The following is a 14,720-nucleotide window of genomic DNA, read 5'->3' as shown; positions in this document are numbered from 1 at the left end:
AGTAAATGCGCGGTTTTCTGGTAGGTTAGAGGTTAACGTCATCAAAAGGAGAGCGCGATGTTAGAACATTATTATCCGGCCAATATGGGCGCCGAACCGGTCACGGACGAACAGCACAAACGGCTGGTGGCGGTGCAGGCGGCGCTGGAGCTGATCAAGGCCACGCTGTCGGATACCAACGACGGCAACGGCGTGGACTTCCAGCTGAAGGCGGCGGAGAAGCACGTCGGCCCGATGGCCGACGCCATTCAGGAAGCTCTGAAGTAACGGTTCGCCGTCACCTCAACCGCCCGCACCGGGCGGTTTTTTTTTGTGCTGATTACTGCGATTTTTTTAGTGGCGCATTGCCTTTTTCCCGGCTGGTGCCGTGAGCGGCGCGATCCTACTCTAGCGATCCGAGTCCTCATCAGGATCATGCTCATGTTCCGCTACAGCCTCTTTTCTTTTTTATTGCCGCACCGCCGGCGCGTCACCCTGCTGGCCAGCGCCGCGCTGTTTCTCAGCGGCGTGATGCAGGCGCACGCGACGCAACGCATCGACTTTTCGCCGGATCCCGTCGGCGCTTACCCAGAGGGCGTCGCCTGGAATGCGCGCGCCGGCGCGTTTTTGGTGTCTTCCCTGCGCGGCGGGCAACTTGGCCTGGTTTATCCCGATGGCCGCTATCGGCGTTTTTCCACCGGCAAGGGACTGATTACCACCTCCGGCATGCTGGTGGACACCGAGCGCAACCGGGTGCTGGTGTGCAATGAAGACGTAGGGGTGTCCCTCCACTCTTCGCCCGGCACGCGCAATCGCGTGGCGCAGGTGTTGGAATTTCGTCTCGATACCGGTGCGCTGCAGCAGGTGTACGATCTGTCTTCGTTAAGCCGTGGGCCGACGCTCGCCAACGATCTGGCGCTCGATGCGCAGGGCAATATCTACGTCACCGACAGCTTCCAGCCGCAGATTTACAAGATCGACCGGGCAACGCGCCAGGTGTCGATCCTGGTGCGCTCATCGCTTCTGCTGCCCGCCGAGGCGCCTGTGGCTGCACAGGGCACGCAGCCTTATCTCAACGGTATCGTGTATCACCCGGATGGCTACCTGATTGCGTCGGACTACACCCGCGGGCTGCTGTGGAAGGTGACGCTGGATAACACGCCTGCGATAAGTGAAATCAGGCTGCCGCATCGGCTGAAAGGGCCGGACGGGCTGCGGCTCAAAAACGCCAACGAATTGGTGATCGTACAGTCTTATCCAGGGAGAACAGGGGGCATGTCCGGTGACGTGTCGCTGCTCTCCTCGACGGACGGCTGGGCCAGCGCGCATATCGTCGCCGTTGCCGCGCCGCCGGGGCTGGATGGGCCGACCGGCGCCGCGCTGCGCGATGGCGAGGTGTGGGTGGTCAACTCGCGTTACCCCAAACTTTTTGCCGACGTCGCTCAGGCGGAAAGCGTCAAGCGCTTCAGCATCGTCAAGGTGGCGTTCGCACCGCCCGCAGCGGATGGCCGCTGAGCGACGGCGGTTGCCAACCGCGCCGGAATAGGATTAAATGCCGCACTGACTGTATAAATAAACAGGGGTGTTGCAATGAGCCTGGCGCTGAAGGGTGAGAAGATCGCGCGTAACCGCTTTACCGGCGAAAAAATTGAAAACGGCAGCTTTATGCTGTGTGATTTTTCGGGCGCCGATCTGACCGGCACCGAATTTATCGGCTGCCAATTTTACGATCGCGAGAGCCGACAGGGCGGTAACTTCAGCCGCGCGATCCTGAAAGACGCGAGTTTTAGAAGCTGCGATTTATCGATGGCCGATTTCCGCCACGTTGACGCATTGGGGTTGGAGATCCGCGAATGTCGCGCGCAGGGAGCAGATTTTCGCGGCGCCAGCTTTATGAATATGATCACCAGCCGCACCTGGTTTTGCAGCGCCTATATCACCAAGAGCAACCTGAGCTACGCCAATTTTGCCAAAGTGGTGTTGGAGAAATGCGAGCTGTGGGAAAACCGTTGGCACGGCGCGCAGGTGCTCGGCGCCAGCTTCAGCGGCTCCGATCTGTCCGGCGGCGAATTCTCCGGTTTTGACTGGCGCGCCGCCGATGTCACCCAGTGCGATCTGAGCAACGCGGAACTGGGCGAGTTGGATTTGCGCACCACCGATCTGCAGGGCGTTAAAATGGACAGTCACCAGGCCGCTCAACTGCTGGAGCGGCTGGGGATCGCAATCATCGGCTGAAGAGCTGCCTGATGCCCAGGCTGATGATCAGCACGCCGCAGGCGCGATCGATCCAGGCTTTACTGCGTCGGTAGGCGCTGGCGATCGGCGCGTGCGACAGCACCAGCGCCACCAGGCCATACCACAGGCTAGCGACTACCGCGACCTCCAGCAGCATGGCGGCGAAGGTGGGCATGGAGACATGGGCAGGCGCCGCCGACGAAAACACCGCGGCGTAAAAGGCGACGGATTTGGGGTTGGCGATGTTGGTGGCGACCCCTTGCAAGAATGCCGATCTGAAGCCGGAGTTCACCCAACCCGCCGCGCCGACAACCCCTGAGCCGGGAGCTGCATGGGCGATCAGCCGATAACCGAACCAAATCAAATAACCTGCGCCGGCCACTTTTACCGCCAGCGCCAGCCAAGGGAACAGGGTGAAAATCATGCCGACGCCGAGCAGGGCGCTGCTCGCCCAGAACAGGTTGACCAAGACAATACCTGCCACCAGAGCGAAAGCCTCGCTGCGGCGCGCGGAAACGGCTTTGTGTGCAACGGCGACAAAGTTGGGGCCGGGGATCACCACGCCGACAATATACACGGTGAAGACGGCGAGCACGGCTGGCATATCAATCATCGGTTAACGGCCTGTAAGAAGGGGGAACCTAGTTCTATAATGAATCGCCGGTATGATCCAGCAGTGCGAAAAAATTTTTTCATAGGCCGTTAGCGGCAGATGCAGGCGGTGCTTTGCGGTAATAAATTTATGAGGCAGATGAATATAATTTAAAATATATCTTGCTTAAATAATTTAGCTGTGTGTAAATAGCGTCATCGGTTTGTAGTACAGACCTTATGAAAGCAGTTTTAGTAAAGCAGTTCTCAGTATTAGCGATATCCCTCAGATACCTCTTCTTCCGCGAATTCTCTTCTCTAGTGCCCCATAAGTTTCCAATAAAAACAGACCTCTATCGCCCTATGGCGTCGCAAAAATATAAAGGAAATATCTCTATGTCCAATAAAATGACGGGTTTGGTAAAATGGTTTGATGCAGGTAAAGGCTTTGGCTTTATCACCCCGGCAGACGGCGGCAAAGATGTGTTCGTACACTTCTCCGCTATCCAGAGCAACGATTTCAAAACGCTGGACGAAGGCCAACAGGTTGAGTTCACTATCGAAAATGGCATGAAGGGGCCTTCTGCCGGCAACGTGGTCGCGTTATAATTTTCGGCCGAGGTGCAATTTCTTACGACAGCGATGATGGTTTAAGCCGGAGCAGTTAAGCAATGAAATCCTCAGCCTGAATAAACTCCGGGTCCGCCCGGAGTCTTTCTCGATACGTCATTAGCTCAGCAGGAAGAGCGGCAGCGAAATTATTCGTTGGCGGACTGGGGTTCGATTCCTCGATGACGTTCCAATAATTAATGATTATTGGCAACAGAAAAACAGATTGCCGCAGAATTAATAACGCCGCGTTTCAGTCTATTTTTCTGTTGTGAAAAAGTCGCGCTTAGTCTGCGTAATGTTGGAGTGTGGGATGGACGCTTACGCCATAACATGACAGCCGGGAAAGTCACCGGCACACGATTAATAGCCCCGGCCTTGGCCGGGGTTTTTTATACCCGCGATCTTAACGCTGCGAGTCCAGCAGTTCGTTATTTTTCACCACGTCCTGCGCCTTGAGGTAGCTCTCGATCAGCAGCTGATAGGCCGGGAAGATTTTGGTGTAGACCTCGGCCCACTGCTGAGCGTCGGCGCGATTCCAGCTGCCCTGCAGCTCGGAGGCGACGCCGGCGGTGTCGATCGGCACCACGCCCGCCTGTACCACGCGCGCCAGGGTAATTTCCTGCGCCATTTTCGAGTAGGTGCCGGAGGCGTCGATCACCGCGAAGACCTTATAGCCTTCGGCCACCGCGCTGATGGACGGAAAGGCCATGCAGACGCTGGTGATGGTGCCGGCGATGATCAGGGTTTTGCGGCCGGTGGCTTTGACCGCCGCCACGAAGTCCGGGTTGTCCCAGGCGTTGATTTCCCCTTTACGGGCGACGTATTGCGCGTGCGGTGCATTCTGGTGAATTTCCGGGATCAGCGGGCCGTTGGGGCCCTGCGGCACCGAGGCGGTGGTGATCACCGGCAGTTTGCTGAGGGTGGCGATGCTGGCGAGGGCGGCGGCGCGAGCGCGCAGTTCGGTCATCGGCATATCGGCGACGGTCTGAAACAGACCGCTCTGGTGGTCGATCAGGAGCATGACCGCGTCATTAGCATCAATAACAGGACGCTGGCCGTTGAAGTTGGCTGGAGTGCTCATGGTATTTTCCTTTTCTCGTCGTGAGGTCAGTGGGTATCTTCTTTGATTGATAAGGCTGAAACTCAGCACTTGCCTACAGTGTAGAGAGAGGAGATAAATCCGGTAGAGCCTAAAGCCGGGATGCATCGTTCCATTAATAGAACGACACTGCAGCAGGCGAGGGGGCCGGCGCTGGGCTAAACTTAAGGTGCATGAGAAACATGCGGCAAGGAACGCCATCCTGTTCATGGGTTTGACGCGGAGGGCCGCCGTCATGGCTTATCAGCATATCGTTGTCGCCACGGATCTCAGCGAAGACGCCGAGTTCCTGTTGGGCAAGGGCGCCAGGCTGGCCGCCGCGCTCCAGGCCAAACTTTCACTGATTTATATCGATATTCACCGCGCCGGTTATTATGTCGATCTGGGCGTGGGAGATTACAACTACACCGATCGCACGTTTTCGGAGCGGGTGAAGAATATGCTCAATGCGATCAAAGGGCAGTCTTCCTATCCGGTGGAAGAGGTGATCGTCAGCCGTGGCGCATTGACGGAAGAGCTGAATCGGGTGGCGAAGGAAAAAGGGTTCGATCTGGTGATCTTCGGCCATCACCACGATGTCTGGAGCCGGCTGGTTTCTTCGGCGCGTCAGGCGATCAATGAGTTGAACGTCGATCTGCTGGTGATCCCCATCGAGAAAAAATAGTCGCGGCCGCCGGCGGGCGGCTGCTTTTTTCATTCGCATCGCTTATCTCTGAGCGGCCATAACCGTCTATCCGCAATAATCCCGCTTGCTGACAATCCGCCAGGAAAATAGTGACTGGCCGCAATTTTATTATCTCCATCAATATGTTGGCCAAAATCCGATAAAGATTAACCCAGCGCATTGAAATGACTCGCATACCTCCTTTTGGTTAATAAACCGCACGTTTTGACTGGCTCTCAGGGAGCCTGCGTCTTATCCTCGGGGCAATGAGATTTGTATGACTTATATAAATGCGTTTACATGGAGGAGGTCTCATGCGTTTTGACAATAAAGTCGTGGTTATCACCGGTGCGGGCAATGGCATGGGGGAAGCGGCGGCGCGGCGCTTCTCCGCCGAGGGCGCCATTGTGGTGCTGGCCGACTGGGCCAAGGAAGCGGTAGACAAGGTCGCCGCTTCGCTGCCGAAGGGCCGCGCGATGGCGGTGCATATCGACGTTTCCGATCACGTGGCGGTTGAAAAAATGATGAACGAGGTGGCGGAAAAACTGGGCCGCATCGACGTCCTGCTGAACAACGCCGGCGTACACGTGGCGGGCAGCGTGCTGGAAACCAGCATCGACGACTGGCGTCGCATCGCCGGGGTCGATATCGACGGCGTGGTGTTCTGTTCCAAATTCGCCTTGCCGCACTTGCTGAAAACCAAAGGCTGCATCGTCAATACCGCATCGGTGTCCGGCCTGGGCGGTGACTGGGGCGCGGCCTATTACTGCGCGGCGAAAGGCGCGGTGGTTAACCTGACGCGCGCCATGGCGCTGGATCACGGCGGTGACGGCGTGCGCATCAACTCGGTCTGCCCGAGCCTGGTCAAAACCAACATGACCAACGGCTGGCCGCAGGAGATCCGCGACAAGTTCAATGAGCGCATCGCGCTGGGGCGTGCGGCGGAGCCGGAAGAAGTGGCGGCGGTGATGGCGTTTCTGGCCAGCGACGACGCCAGCTTTATCAATGGCGCCAACATTCCGGTCGATGGCGGGGCGACCGCCTCGGACGGCCAACCGAAGATCGTCTAAGCGTTAATGCGCAGGCCCGGCCATCATGACCGGGCCTGTTGTTTTAGACGCCGATGCGATCGCGCAGCGTGTAGTAGGCCGCGCCGATGGCGGTGAACGGGATCTGCAGATTGCGTCCGCCGAAGAACGGCAGGTGCGGCAGCTTGGCGAAGGCGTCGAAGCGTTCGGCGTCGCCGCGCATCAGCTCGGCGATCAGCTTGCCCGCCAGATGGGTACAGGTCACGCCGTGGCCGCTGTATCCCTGCATGTAGTACACGTTATTCTCCAGCCGGCCGAACTGCGGCATGCGCGACAGCGTCAGCAGGAAGTTGCCGGTCCAGCGATAGTCGATACGCACCCCTTTCAACTGCGGGAAGGTCTTCAGCAGCTTCGGCCGGATCAGGTTATCGATGTCGTCCGGATCGCGCGCGCCGTACACCACGCCGCCGCCGTACAGCAGACGATGATCGGCGGTGATGCGGTAGTAATCCAGCAGGTAGTTGCAGTCCTCCACGCAGTAATTCTGCGGGATCAGCGCCTGCGCTATCTCCGGCGCCAGCGGTTCGGTGGTCACCACCTGGGTACCGCACGGCATGCTGCGCTTGGCCAGCCGCGGCTCCAGCTTATCGCCCAGATAGGCGTTGCCGGCGACGATGACGAAGCGCGCCTTCACCTGGCCATTGGCGGTGCTGATGAGCGCCGGTTCGCCGTGGCGAATGTTCGTCACCGCCGATTGCTCGAAGATGCGCCCGCCCTGCAGGCGAATCGCCTCGGCCTCGCCCAGCGCCAGATTGAGCGGATGGATGTGGCCGCCGCTGTGATCGAGCAGCGCGCCGACGTAACGATCGCTGGCGATCTCCTGGCGCACCCGGTCCGCGTCGAGCAGCTCAAGCTGGGTATTGCCGTAGCGCTCCCAGTTGCGTTTTTGCTCGATCAGTGCATGGAACTGCTTGTTGTTCAGGGCGGCGAAGATGCCGCCGGGGCGGTAGTCGCAGTCGATGGCGTAGCGGCTGATGCGGCTGCGAATGATCTCCGCGCCTTCGAACATCATGCTGCCGAGCAGGCGGGCGCTTTCCGCGCCGTAACGCTCTTCAATCACATCGATGTCGCGGCTGTAAGAGTTGACCAACTGGCCGCCGTTGCGGCCGCTGGCGCCGAAACCGATGCGCGCCGCTTCCAACACCACCACGTTGTAACCGGCTTCCACCAGGAACAGCGCGGAGGAGAGGCCGGTATAGCCGCCGCCGATCACGCAGACGTCGCATTCGATCGATTCATTCAGTTGCGGATAGGGCTGATGCGCGTTGGCCGTGGCCGCATAATAGCTTTTTACGTGTTCAGTCATGATGTAAGCCCTTATTCCAGCGAGATCCAGGTGGTTTTCAATTCGGTGAATTTGTCCAGCGCATGCAGCGATTTGTCGCGGCCGTTGCCGCTTTGCTTGTAACCGCCGAACGGCACGGTCATATCGCCGTCGTTGTAGTTGTTGACGAACACCGTACCGGCCTTCAGTTGGCGCGCCATGCGGTGCGCGCGCGCCAGATCGCGGGTCCAGACCGCGGCACCGAGGCCGTAGTCGCTGTCGTTGGCCAGCTGCAGCGCCTGTTGCTCGTCGTCGAACGCCGTCACCGCCAGCACCGGGCCGAAGATTTCATCGCGCGCCACGCTCATGGCATTGTCCACCTGGGTGAGGATGGTCGGCCCCAGATAACCGGCGTGGTCGCCCTGCGGATGGTCGCGCCCGTCGAGGAACAGCGCGGCGCCCTGGCTCAGCCCCCGATCGATATAGCCGGCCACTTTCTCGCAGTGGCCGCTGTCGATCAGCGTTCCCATCACCGTGTCGGGATCGAGCGGATCGCCGGGCACGAAAGCCGCCGCGTGTTTGCGCAGCGCCTGCAGGAACGCTTGCTCTATGCTCGCTTCGACCAGCAGGCGAGTGCCGGCGATGCACACCTGCCCCTGATTGTAGAAGATGCCGGCGGCGGCGCTGCGGGCGGCCTGATCCAGATCCGGGCAGTCGGCGAAGACGATGTTGGCGCTTTTGCCGCCGGCCTCCAGCCAGACGCGCTTCATGTTCGATTCGCCGGCGTAAATCATCAGCTGTTTCGCCACCAGCGTAGAGCCGGTAAAGGTGAGGGCGTCGACGTCGCGGTGCAGCGCCAGCGCCTTGCCGGCGTCGTGGCCGTAGCCGGGCACCACGTTCAGCACGCCGTCCGGCAGCCCGGCCTGTTGCGCCAGTTTGCCGAGCAGGATGGCGCTCAGCGGCGACTTTTCGGAGGGTTTGAGCACCACGCTGTTGCCGGCGGCCAGCGCCGGGCCGAGCTTCCAGCAGGCCAGCAGCAACGGAAAGTTCCAGGGCACGATGGCGCCGACCACGCCGATCGGCTCGCGTTCGATCAGCGCCAGCGCCTCGCGACCGGTGGGGGCGATTTCGCCGTACACCTTATCGATCGCTTCGGCGTACCAGCGGATGCAGCGGATAGCGCCCGGCACGTCGTCGCGCAGGCTGTGACGAATCGGTTTGCCGGTGTCCAGCGTTTCCAGCAGCGCCAGCTCTTCGTGATGCTGTTCCATCAGCTCGGCGAAGCGCAGCAGCGTGGCTTTGCGCTGCGCCGGCGCGGCCTGGGCCCAGTCGCCGCGTTCAAAGGTGGCGCGCGCCGCGCTGACCGCCCGATCGATGTCGGCGGCTTCGCCGCGCGCGACCTGCGCCAGCTCACGGCGACCGGCGGGATCTTCGACGGCGAAACGTTTCCCCGCGGCGGCCGGCTGGTAGCGGCCGTCGATAAACAGCTGGTGCTCAATCTTCAGGGCCTGCGCCCGTTGTTGCCAATACTGCAAATGGTGAAAGTTCATGCCTGGCTCCGTTGATCAGAATGTCGTCGGCGTATGGGCGCTGATAATCCGGCAAATGCGCGCCGACGTGTTGCTGAAACTGTGGGGAATGCCGGTATTGATGGCGTAGCTCTGCCCGGCCTGCAGGTGATAGCTCTGGCCGTTGACCTGCAGCACCACTTCGCCTTCCAGCAGCGTGCCGATCTCTTCCCCTTGGTGTTTGATGCGCTCGCCGGTGGTGGTGCCCGGTTCGTAGGTCTCGATCATCATTGCCAGCGTGCGATTCGGATCGCCGTTATGGATCAGCTTCATCGATACGCCCTGGCTGCCGATCTCGATCAGGTCGTCGCTGTCTATCACGATCTGCGGCTCAGCCGGTTTTTCCGGTTCGGCGAAAAACGCCGACAGCGACAGACCGTATACCGTCAGCAGCTTTTGCAGCGTGCTGATGGCCGGGCTGACCTTGTCTTGCTCGATAGTACTGATGGCGCTGTGGGTTAACCCAGACAGTTCGGCGACCCGGCGCTGCGACAACCCCAATTGTTGACGGATCTGCGACAGACGTTTTCCCGGTGCCAAGCTGACGTCGCTCATGGGCGTTTTTCCTTTTGATAGTTCCGACAGGCGGTAATGAAACCATCAAACAACAGGCGCGACAGGGCGTACTCGTCGCTGTTCCACTCCGGGTGCCACTGCACGCCGAGCGCGAAAGGCTGATCGCGTACGCTGATCGCCTCCACCAGCCCGTCGGCGGCGTGCGCCTCGATGCGAACGCTCGCGCCCAGGGTTTTGGCGCCCTGGCCGTGCAGCGAGTTCACCCAGAATCTGTTGCAATCCGGTATCAGTTGCGAAAGCAGCCCCCCTTCCTGAACGATGACTTCGTGGGCGGGGGCGTATTGCTGTTCCAGCGGCAGGTCGTGATCTTCACGATGCTCCAGCAGCTCGGGCAGTTCGTACAGGCGGCGATGCAGGGTGCCTTGGGTGGCGACCACCATCTCCTGCATGCCGCGGCAAATGGCGAAAAGGGGAATGCGCCTGTCGAATGCCTGGCGGATCAGCGCCAGGCTCAACGCGTCTCGGCCAGGATCGGCGTCAGGCTCATCGCCGTTTTCACCATAAAGGTGCGGCTGCACATTACTGGGGCTGCCCGGCAGCAAAATGCCGTCGAGGCGCGGCAGCAGTTCTGCCAGCATTTCCGGCTCCGCCAGCGCGTGCGGCAGGGCGATCGGCAAGCCGCCGGCGGTGATAACGGCATTCAGGTACTTTTCTTGCAAGGTCTGTGTGAGGTGCCCGTTTAACCTATACCTGCACATGACGACGCCAATGACTGGTCTGTTAAATATATTGTCCATGCTATCCCCTTGGTACGTTCGAAATTATGAACGATAAGCTTCTCCACCGCCGATTTCGTTCAATATTCTATAAATCTAGCAGTCGATTGGGCAATATTCAAACCAAAAGTAACACTTGCAAAACAAATTTGTTTCATCTACGTTTCATTTGTGGGCATTATATTGAACAAGACGGTCAATAAACATCGACGACAGCAAAACACAAACGGCGGGTGAACCATGCAGACCAACATCGTAGAAGTGGAAAACTTTGTTCAGCACAGTGAAGAGAGACGAAGTAGCGCGTTCCAGCGCGAAGTGAAGAAGTACCTGGAACGTTATCCGTTAACCCAACATGTCGACGTCCTGTTGACCGATCTGAACGGCAGCTTCCGCGGCAAACGCATCCCGGTCGGCGGTCTGAATAAGCTGGAAAAAGGCTGTTACTTCCCGGCGTCGGTATTTGCGATGGATATTCTCGGCAACGTGGTGGAAGAAGCCGGGTTGGGGCAGGAGCTGGGCGAGCCGGATCACGTGTGCGTGCCGGTACCGGGCACGCTGACGCCGTCGGCGGCGGATCCGCAATATATCGCGCAGGTGCTGCTCACCATGTTGGATGAAGATGGCACTCCCTTTGACGTTGAACCGCGCAATGTGCTGAACCGAGTGTGGCAGCGTTTGCGCCAGCGCGGGCTCTCCCCCGTGGTAGCGGTAGAGTTGGAGTTCTATCTCATCGATCGTCAACGCGATGCGGAGGGGTATCTGCAGCCGCCGTGCGCACCGGGGACCCAGGAGCGCAACACCCAAAGCCAGGTGTACTCCGTCGATAACCTGAATCATTTCGCCGACGTGCTGAGCGAGATCGACGAACTGGCGCGCTTGCAGGGCATTCCGGCGGACGGCGCGGTGGCGGAGGCGTCGCCGGGGCAGTTCGAGGTCAACCTGCACCATACCGATGATGTGCTGCAGGCCTGCGACCATGCGCTGGCGCTGAAGCGCTTGGTGCGCATGGTGGCCGAGAACCACAATATGCAGGCGACCTTTATGGCCAAGCCGTATGAGGAGCACGCCGGCAGCGGCATGCACGTGCACATCAGCATGCTGAATGCGCAAGGCGACAACGTGTTCGCCGATGACGACGGCGAAGATTCGGCGCTGCTGAAACAGGCGCTGGCGGGCATGATCGCCCTGATGCCGTCCTCGATGGCGCTGCTGGCGCCGAACGTCAACGCCTACCGCCGCTTCCAGCCCGGCATGTATGTGCCGACCCAGGCCTCTTGGGGGCATAACAACCGCACCGTGGCGCTGCGCATTCCCTGCGGCGATCGCGATAACCACCGGGTGGAGTATCGCGTGGCGGGCGCCGACGCCAACCCGTATCTGGTGATGGCGACCATTCTGGCCGGCATCGTCTACGGCCTGGAAACCGCATTGCCGCTGCCTGAGCCGGTGACCGGCAACGGGCTGGAGCAGGACGGGCTGCCGTTCCCGATCCGCCAGAGCGACGCCCTGTACGAGTTCGAACATCAGCCGGTGCTCAATGCATTGTTGGGCGAACGCTTCAGCCACGTCTATCTGGCCTGCAAAACCGATGAGCTGGTGCAGTTTGAGCGCCTGATCACCGAAACCGAGATCGAGTGGATGTTGAAAAACGCCTGATCCCGCTCACCCTGCGACTACCGCGCGCGTCCGGCGCATTTCATCGGCTCTCCTGTGGCCGGCGAGGCTGCGCGCTGCGGTACAGAATTTCTTCTATCACGGCGTACAGGACGCCGACGAGGAAATAACCATGACTCAGTCATCTCCCTGCGCAGACGTTTGCCTGTGCCGCAGTGCCGACGGGCCGGTCGCCGGCCGCCCGACAGCGATCCCAACCCGTTTTTCCCGCCGCCTGAGCAGCAGTTTCCCCGCGGCCTCTCTGAATGACGTTGCACGGTTGACAGCAGAGGACCAAAAGGGGAAATGCCATGACGACTAAAGCCATCGACGGCGGCCAGGCGGGCAAACCGCAGCTGCGCAAATCCCTCAAGCTGTGGCAAGTGGTGATGATGGGCCTGGCCTATCTGACACCGATGACGGTGTTTGACACCTTCGGCATCGTCTCCGGCCTCACCGACGGCCATGTGCCGACCTCCTACCTGCTGGCGCTGGCCGGCGTGCTGTTCACCGCCATCAGCTACGGCAAACTGGTGCGCCAGTTTCCCACCGCCGGCTCTGCCTATACCTATGCGCAGAAGGCGATCAACCCGCACGTCGGTTTCCTGGTGGGATGGTCGTCGCTGCTGGACTATCTGTTCTTGCCGATGATCAACACGCTGCTGGCCAAGATCTACCTGACCGCGCTGTTCCCGGAGGTGCCGCCCTGGGTGTGGGTGGTGGGCTTCGTGATTCTGATCACCGCCATCAACCTGAAAAGCGTCAATCTGGTGGCCAACTTCAATACCCTGTTCGTACTGGCGCAGGTGGCGATCATTCTGGTATTTATCTACCTGGTGGTACGCGGCCTGCACAACGGCGAGGGGATGGGTACGGTGTGGAGCCTGCGGCCGTTCCTCAGCGAGAATGCGCACCTGCTGCCGATCATTACCGGCGCGACTATCCTGTGCTTCTCGTTCCTCGGCTTTGACGCAGTCACCACGCTGTGTGAAGAGACGCCCGACGCCGCCAAGGTGATCCCGCGCGCCATCTTCCTGACCGCGCTGTACGGCGGGGTGATCTTTATCAGCGTGTCGTTCTTCATTCAGCTGTTTTTCCCGTCCATTCAACGCTTTCATCAGCCCGACGCCGCACTGCCGGAGATTGCGCTGTACGTCGGCGGCAAGCTGTTCCAATCGATCTTCCTGTGCGTGACCTTTATCAACACGCTGGCCTCCGGCCTGGCGTCGCACGCCAGCGTGTCGCGCCTGCTGTACGTGATGGGGCGTGACAACGTGTTCCCGGAGAAATTCTTCGGCTATATCCACCCCAAATGGCGTACGCCGGCGCTGAACGTACTGATGGTCGGGCTGGTGGCGTTGTCGGCGCTGTCGTTCGATCTGGTGACCGCCACGGCGCTGATCAACTTTGGCGCGCTTGTGGCCTTTACCTTCGTTAACCTGTCGGTGATCAGCCACTTCTTTATTCGCGAAGGGCGCAACAAAAGCTGGAAGGATCGTTTCAACTTCCTGTTCCTGCCGTTGGTGGGGGCGCTGACGGTGGGCGTGCTGTGGCTGAATCTGGAGAAGAGCTCGCTGACCATGGGATTGATCTGGGCGACGCTGGGCTTCGGCTACTTGGCCTGGCTGACCCGGCGTTTTCGCCAACCGCCGCCGCAGCTGGAGCGGCAACCGCAGCAATAAATTCACAGGCGGGAGTTTCCCGCCTTTCTTTTTGGCGCGTGCGGCAGTAGAGTGAAAAACCTGATAAAAAATAACCTATTGGACCTGCCTTATGCCCGCTTTGCCCTCGCGTACCCGTGCCACGCTGTTCGGTTTGTTGGCCATCGTGCTGTGGAGCAGCGTCGTTGGCCTGATCAGAAGCGTCAGCGAAGGGCTGGGGCCTGTCGGCGGCGCGGCGATGATCTACAGCGTCAGCGCGGTGTTTTTGCTGGTGGCGCTTGGCGTGCCGAAATGGCGCAGCTTTCCGCGGCCTTACCTGATCGTCGGCAGCCTGCTGTTCGTCAGCTACGAGATCTGCCTGTCGCTGTCGCTCGGCTACGCCAATACCCGCCTGCAGGCGATAGAAGTGGGCATGATCAACTACCTGTGGCCCTGTTTCACCGTGCTGATGGCGCTGGCGCTCAACGGCCAAAAGGCGAAATGGTGGCTGCTGCCGGGGCTGTTGCTGTCGCTGTTCGGCATCGGCTGGATCATGAGCGGCGAGGGCGGCTGGTCACCGGCGCAGATGCTGGCCAACGTGCGCAGCAATCCGCTCAGCTATACGCTGGCGTTCAGCGGCGCGGTGATCTGGGCGCTGTATTGCAACCTGACCAAGAAGATCGCCCAGGGCAGCAACGGTGTGGTGCTGTTTATCGTGCTGACCGCGCTGGCGCTGTGGCTGAAGTACGCCTTCAGCGCGGAAAGCGGCATGCAGTTCAGCGTCGGCGTGACCGTGACGCTGCTGTGCGCCGGGGTGGCGATGGGGGCGGGGTATGCCGCCTGGAACGTCGGCATTCTGCACGGCAACATGACGCTGCTGGCGACCGTCTCCTATTTTACCCCGGTGCTGTCGGCGGTGTTCGCCGTGCTGGTGCTGCACACCTCGCTGACCGTCAATTTCTGGCAGGGCGTGGCGATGGTTACCCTGGGTTCGCTGATCTGTTGGCGGGCAACTCGCGGAAATTAACGGAA

15 protein-coding genes and 1 pseudogene are annotated in these 14,720 nt (G+C 60.0%); 10 read left to right on the top strand and 6 right to left on the bottom strand.

What is annotated here, in order from left to right; translation table 11 throughout:
* Window positions 1–57 precede the first annotated feature (57 nt).
* From ACUTQY_RS06750 to ACUTQY_RS06740, 3 genes are all read left to right on the top strand, one after another.
* Window positions 58–267, top strand: coding sequence for a hypothetical protein (locus ACUTQY_RS06750; protein WP_046686920.1), 210 nt, complete (start codon window positions 58–60; stop codon window positions 265–267).
* Window positions 268–420: 153 nt separating this feature from the next.
* Window positions 421–1,494 (top strand): SMP-30/gluconolactonase/LRE family protein, encoded by a 1,074-nt coding sequence (locus ACUTQY_RS06745; RefSeq protein WP_046686921.1) that lies wholly within the window; start codon window positions 421–423, stop codon window positions 1,492–1,494.
* 75 nt (window positions 1,495–1,569) lie between these two features.
* Window positions 1,570–2,214 carry a Qnr family pentapeptide repeat protein gene (locus ACUTQY_RS06740; RefSeq protein WP_033642796.1) on the top strand — a complete coding sequence of 215 codons (645 nt, stop codon included), beginning with the start codon at window positions 1,570–1,572 and terminating at the stop codon, window positions 2,212–2,214.
* Here the strand turns inward: ACUTQY_RS06740 and ACUTQY_RS06735 are convergent.
* Window positions 2,204–2,827, bottom strand: coding sequence for a LysE family translocator (locus ACUTQY_RS06735; RefSeq protein WP_046686922.1), 624 nt, complete (start codon window positions 2,825–2,827; stop codon window positions 2,204–2,206). The two genes, ACUTQY_RS06740 and ACUTQY_RS06735, sit on opposite strands and share 11 nt — an antisense overlap.
* 374 nt (window positions 2,828–3,201) lie before the next feature.
* Between ACUTQY_RS06735 and cspE the strand changes: the two genes are divergently transcribed.
* Complete coding sequence (gene cspE, locus ACUTQY_RS06730; protein ID WP_004941268.1) at window positions 3,202–3,414, top strand: transcription antiterminator/RNA stability regulator CspE; 213 nt, start codon at window positions 3,202–3,204, stop codon at window positions 3,412–3,414.
* 114 nt (window positions 3,415–3,528) lie between these two features.
* Window positions 3,529–3,607 (top strand): annotated as a pseudogene (locus ACUTQY_RS06725).
* 213 nt (window positions 3,608–3,820) lie between these two features.
* Here ACUTQY_RS06725 and ACUTQY_RS06720 read toward each other — a convergent pair.
* A complete protein-coding gene (locus ACUTQY_RS06720; protein ID WP_016928046.1) occupies window positions 3,821–4,498 on the bottom strand; it encodes an isochorismatase family protein in 678 nt (225 codons plus the stop codon).
* Window positions 4,499–4,751: 253 nt separating this feature from the next.
* Here ACUTQY_RS06720 and ACUTQY_RS06715 point away from each other — a divergent pair, with 253 nt between their 5' ends.
* Window positions 4,752–5,180, top strand: coding sequence for a universal stress protein (locus tag ACUTQY_RS06715; protein WP_033642798.1), 429 nt, complete (start codon window positions 4,752–4,754; stop codon window positions 5,178–5,180).
* 314 nt (window positions 5,181–5,494) lie between these two features.
* Window positions 5,495–6,250 carry an SDR family NAD(P)-dependent oxidoreductase gene (locus tag ACUTQY_RS06710; protein ID WP_016928044.1) on the top strand — a complete coding sequence of 252 codons (756 nt, stop codon included), beginning with the start codon at window positions 5,495–5,497 and terminating at the stop codon, window positions 6,248–6,250.
* Window positions 6,251–6,293: 43 nt separating this feature from the next.
* On the opposite strand, the gene ACUTQY_RS06705 is transcribed toward ACUTQY_RS06710, so the two are convergent.
* Genes ACUTQY_RS06705 through puuD form a run of 4 tightly spaced genes read right to left on the bottom strand, consistent with a single transcriptional unit; the run spans window position 6,294 to window position 10,413 of the window.
* On the bottom strand, window positions 6,294–7,574 hold the full coding sequence (locus tag ACUTQY_RS06705; RefSeq protein WP_046686923.1) for an NAD(P)/FAD-dependent oxidoreductase: 1,281 nt from the start codon (window positions 7,572–7,574) through the stop codon (window positions 6,294–6,296).
* A gap of 11 nt (window positions 7,575–7,585) precedes the next feature.
* The gene (puuC, locus tag ACUTQY_RS06700; RefSeq protein ID WP_046686924.1) at window positions 7,586–9,082 is read right to left on the bottom strand and encodes an aldehyde dehydrogenase PuuC; all 1,497 of its coding nucleotides are present in this window, start codon (window positions 9,080–9,082) and stop codon (window positions 7,586–7,588) included.
* Between the two features lie 15 nt (window positions 9,083–9,097).
* Window positions 9,098–9,655 carry an HTH-type transcriptional regulator PuuR gene (puuR, locus tag ACUTQY_RS06695; protein WP_033642801.1) on the bottom strand — a complete coding sequence of 186 codons (558 nt, stop codon included), beginning with the start codon at window positions 9,653–9,655 and terminating at the stop codon, window positions 9,098–9,100.
* The gene (puuD, locus tag ACUTQY_RS06690) at window positions 9,652–10,413 is read right to left on the bottom strand and encodes a gamma-glutamyl-gamma-aminobutyrate hydrolase (RefSeq protein WP_025302552.1); all 762 of its coding nucleotides are present in this window, start codon (window positions 10,411–10,413) and stop codon (window positions 9,652–9,654) included. Before puuD ends, puuR begins: the two co-directional genes overlap by 4 nt.
* A 219-nt stretch (window positions 10,414–10,632) precedes the next feature.
* Between puuD and ACUTQY_RS06685 the strand changes: the two genes are divergently transcribed.
* From ACUTQY_RS06685 to yddG, 3 genes are all read left to right on the top strand, one after another.
* Window positions 10,633–12,051: a glutamine synthetase family protein gene (locus ACUTQY_RS06685; RefSeq protein WP_015377637.1), complete on the top strand. Its 1,419-nt coding sequence runs from the start codon at window positions 10,633–10,635 to the stop codon at window positions 12,049–12,051.
* A gap of 308 nt (window positions 12,052–12,359) precedes the next feature.
* Complete coding sequence (locus tag ACUTQY_RS06680; RefSeq protein WP_033642803.1) at window positions 12,360–13,730, top strand: APC family permease; 1,371 nt, start codon at window positions 12,360–12,362, stop codon at window positions 13,728–13,730.
* A 91-nt stretch (window positions 13,731–13,821) separates the two neighbouring features.
* Window positions 13,822–14,715, top strand: coding sequence for an aromatic amino acid DMT transporter YddG (yddG, locus tag ACUTQY_RS06675; RefSeq protein ID WP_342188344.1), 894 nt, complete (start codon window positions 13,822–13,824; stop codon window positions 14,713–14,715).
* Window positions 14,716–14,720: the final 5 nt, after the last annotated feature.

The organism is Serratia sp. TSA_130.1 (assembly GCF_052691795.1).
Note: the sequence above shows the minus strand (reverse complement) of the source record. Positions and strands in the feature narration are given on the sequence as shown.

Bases quoted from the DNA above. Each gene is read 5' to 3' on its own strand.
- ACUTQY_RS06750 (WP_046686920.1), top strand. From the start codon at position 58: ATGTTAGAACATTATTATCCGGCCAATATGGGCGCCGAACCGGTCACG.
- ACUTQY_RS06745 (WP_046686921.1), top strand. From the start codon at position 421: ATGTTCCGCTACAGCCTCTTTTCTTTTTTATTGCCGCACCGCCGGCGC.
- ACUTQY_RS06740 (WP_033642796.1), top strand. From the start codon at position 1,570: ATGAGCCTGGCGCTGAAGGGTGAGAAGATCGCGCGTAACCGCTTTACC.
- ACUTQY_RS06735 (WP_046686922.1), bottom strand. From the start codon at position 2,827: ATGATTGATATGCCAGCCGTGCTCGCCGTCTTCACCGTGTATATTGTC.
- cspE (WP_004941268.1), top strand. From the start codon at position 3,202: ATGTCCAATAAAATGACGGGTTTGGTAAAATGGTTTGATGCAGGTAAA.
- ACUTQY_RS06720 (WP_016928046.1), bottom strand. From the start codon at position 4,498: ATGAGCACTCCAGCCAACTTCAACGGCCAGCGTCCTGTTATTGATGCT.
- ACUTQY_RS06715 (WP_033642798.1), top strand. From the start codon at position 4,752: ATGGCTTATCAGCATATCGTTGTCGCCACGGATCTCAGCGAAGACGCC.
- ACUTQY_RS06710 (WP_016928044.1), top strand. From the start codon at position 5,495: ATGCGTTTTGACAATAAAGTCGTGGTTATCACCGGTGCGGGCAATGGC.
- ACUTQY_RS06705 (WP_046686923.1), bottom strand. From the start codon at position 7,574: ATGACTGAACACGTAAAAAGCTATTATGCGGCCACGGCCAACGCGCAT.
- puuC (WP_046686924.1), bottom strand. From the start codon at position 9,082: ATGAACTTTCACCATTTGCAGTATTGGCAACAACGGGCGCAGGCCCTG.
- puuR (WP_033642801.1), bottom strand. From the start codon at position 9,655: ATGAGCGACGTCAGCTTGGCACCGGGAAAACGTCTGTCGCAGATCCGT.
- puuD (WP_025302552.1), bottom strand. From the start codon at position 10,413: ATGGACAATATATTTAACAGACCAGTCATTGGCGTCGTCATGTGCAGG.
- ACUTQY_RS06685 (WP_015377637.1), top strand. From the start codon at position 10,633: ATGCAGACCAACATCGTAGAAGTGGAAAACTTTGTTCAGCACAGTGAA.
- ACUTQY_RS06680 (WP_033642803.1), top strand. From the start codon at position 12,360: ATGACGACTAAAGCCATCGACGGCGGCCAGGCGGGCAAACCGCAGCTG.
- yddG (WP_342188344.1), top strand. From the start codon at position 13,822: ATGCCCGCTTTGCCCTCGCGTACCCGTGCCACGCTGTTCGGTTTGTTG.